1 pseudogene is annotated in these 3,398 nt (G+C 56.7%); it reads right to left on the minus strand.

The window, feature by feature from the left end:
* Window positions 1-3,398 (minus strand): annotated as a pseudogene (locus WKT20_RS17720) (hypothetical protein); the annotation flags it as partial.

Below are 3,398 nucleotides of genomic sequence, written 5' to 3' on the forward strand. Positions count from 1 at the left end.
TCCAGGAACAGTTCCTCAATCGTGTCCGGCAGGCATAACTGCACAACGGGCGCACCGGTGGCCAGTTTCACACGGGTCAGCCCCGTACCCCTCACGTCCAGTTTCTTCAGGCGGCCCTGCCAGCTCAAGTCCAAAGTAGCCACATTGCCGTTGTCCCCGTTCCGGGCCAGCCGGTTGTTCCGCATGTTCACTTCTTCCAGAAGCAGCATGCCGTTCGTCGAAGCCATGAACGAGCCATTCCGGTAACCGCTGGCTTTCTCCACGCTCATGTCGAGTTTTACCAGTGAGGTCAGCAGACCGAAGTTGAAGCCGATTGCGAACGCATCCTCATGCCAAACCAGTTCCTTGACTTTCGCCGCACCGATGATCTTCAACGGGTCATTTTCACCGAAGGCACGGGTCAGCTGCAACGAGTGGAGCACGTCCGCATCCACCACGCCGCTGTCGGCCTGCACGCCGTTGCTGGTGGAAAGCTGCACACGGTACGGAATGGTCAGACGGTACTGCATCGGTTTCAGCGTGTAGGCCTTGTCCAGCGATGCCGTACTCTGGTAGAACTGGGCACCCAGCGTGGATACATAGCCGTACTCCACCTGCTTCAGGTCATACCGGCGTTGGATGAAGTAGTTTCGGTGTGCTTTCAACGAACCCTTCAGACCGTAGATTTGCGGATAGGTCTGTTTGGCTCCGTCCGCACCCACCGGCATTTCGTTCAGGAACGGATAGATGTATTTGAAGATGCCGGACTTGTTATAGAGGCGCGAGCACCACTTCTTCATCTGTTCGGTATCGAAATGGTCAATGGCTTTCTGGATACTGAAAGCACTCATGAAGCTTGCGCCCCCGTTCCATCCGCTCACCATAATCTCCACAATCATGTCCCAGCAATTGGCCACGATGAGGTTCCACAGCCACGAGTTATGACCCTGCATCACATAAGCCCCGTCGCGCTTCGTCTGGCGGTTGTCGTCATACTTCCCGGTCAGGAACGACTTGTTGTCAGAACCGAGCTGGCAGTCGCCGTCATAATAGTCAATCAACCATTTCACACCGTCCCATGTGCGGATAAGCATGTTCTTCGCAAGCTGGTCCACGCCGAGGTTGAACTGCACGTACAGATAGTAGGCAATCAGGTGGGGAAGGTCGAAATACTTCGATGCCTCTTTCCTGAACGTATCGCTCTGCCACTTGGCGGTAGGGAACTTGTCGCCGTCGTCCTCATAGTCCACCCCCTCGAACGAATGGGATTCCGTGCTGTAAACCATGTTCCTGCCCGCAGGCGTTTCCTTTACGCACCGGTAGACGAAACTCATCATGCGGTCGGTGGCCTTGTACATCTTGTCGTACTTGTCACCGGTACCGAGGTGGTCTTTCAGGTTCGGTTCTTCCTCCGCGTCACCGCCTCCGTCCGACCAGAAGGTATCTTTCGGATGATTAAATTCCAGTCCTCCGTCAAAGTTGTAGTCCATGAAATCCTTATGCTCCGGTTCGGTACTCGGCAACCAGTGGAACAGGCACAGCGGATTGGAGTTGTTCAGCGTCTCGAAGCAGACGGGCAGGTACTGCTTGTGTCCTTCCTCGTCGGCTTCCAGGTAGTTCAGCGTGTCGCCCTCGCCCCATTTCTCGCCGCCGATGGTCTCATCCTGCCCGAAGATGGGGTAGCTGTCGCTCTTCTCGTTGTTCATGTTGTACTGGCCGTAATAGGTCAGGTCTTCGTCGGCACTCTTCGCTACGAACAGGTCGCACGGCAGGCCGTCGATGGCCGAACGGTAATCGTCCTTCAGCCCATGGTCTTTGGCGTAACGCTGGGCAGGCGTAAGCAGCCCCATCTCTTTCAGTCCGTCATTGATAAGCTTCGCACCTCCGGTATTGGTGGTCATGGACGAGTCCGAGAAGTCGCATTTGGAACATGCCAGCTTCGCGCCTACCGAGTTCCTGCGTAACTTGAAGAGATTTTTTTTGCCGGTAGTTACCACCGGATTCTTCTGCCTGCCGTTTCCGTCAATCTCCCCGTAGCTCAATGTAACCGTCCAGCCGCTTGCCGTCTTCTGGAAGTAGAAACGGAAGTTCTTTCTGGCATAGTTCACGGAAGAAGTACCCTGAATACGGACATATACGTTGGTAAGGATAAAGTCAAGCGTCCTGTCCTCTCCGTTATAGAAACGGACCTCCCTTACCAGTTTGTTGGCCTTCTTGTCGTTCAGCTGGGCCAGTGCATCCACCACGTTCAGCGTGTCGCTGTCGCTCGGAACCTCACTGCCCACGCTGCCCGTGCCTATCAGTACCAGGATCGAGTTCCGGCGCTTCTTCATCAGCCCCATCAGCTTCTCCATGCTCACCGTATCTCCTTCATTCAGCACGCGGTTGTCCTCATCCAGTGAGCGCACGCCCGGTTCCCCGTCGGCATCCTCCAGGTGGTTGCGGTCCACGATGTAGTTGTTCAGCACCTCGTCCGAGGTCAGCGCCTTGTTATAGATACGCACGCTCTTCACGTTCAGGTCGGCACCCGCCGACTTAAATTCCAACTGGCTCTGAATGTCAAAATTCACCTTGTCGAGCCACTTGGAAGCAGCCGACTCTTCACCGTTCACATAGAAACCGATCAGCGTGCGCTGTTCGTTGGTCTGCACGTTCGGATAGAACACGTAGGTAATGCGGATATTCGTACCCGGCTGGAACTTGGTACCCACCGAGTCTTCATAGCGCAGCACCTGTCCGGCATCCATCGCCTCGGTCACCACACCGGTCAGGAACTTGGCCTCTTCCGGAGTCACAATCAGCCCGTACCGGTTGCCGTTGTCCAGCTGCCCCAGGCAGGTGATCAGCTCGGCATCCGTATCCGTCACGTTGGCCGTGCTGTATTCTATCTCCAGCGTCATGCCCACGTCACGGATGGCAAATCCCTCGGGCTTGTCCGCCTCGTTGAAGGGGCGGTAACCGCCGTCAGCGGTCAGGGTCATACCTGCACCACCGGCCAGCAGCAGGCGGTCCTTGTGCCAGCCGCTACCGGCACCATATTCGTTCACGCTCCACAGCACGTCCCGGAACTCCATACGCTTGTCACCGCTCACCCAGCTTGCCGGGTTGTTTTCCGTGTTGCTTCGCCCGAAGGCGTCAAACGTACACACGGCATCCGGTGCCAGCGTGGCTTCAATGTCCGGGTGCGATGTGGTGTTCACCTGCACCTCAAGCACGGCATCGCCGCATGACACACGGTAGTCCAACGGTTCCACGTTCACGTTCGTCCGTCCGTAGCTGCCGGTCTCACCGCGTTGCAGCAGGTCTTCCTTCACCACGCTGCCCCGGTCGGTCACTTTCACACGGGCCGTGTACGCATCGCGGTCATAGCCGGCATACGTGAAGTTCCATGCCGTGAACTGCTCTGCCTCCAGCACCGG

Source organism: Phocaeicola sp. ICN-14070, assembly GCF_037892625.1.
Taxonomy (GTDB): domain Bacteria; phylum Bacteroidota; class Bacteroidia; order Bacteroidales; family Bacteroidaceae; genus Phocaeicola; species Phocaeicola plebeius.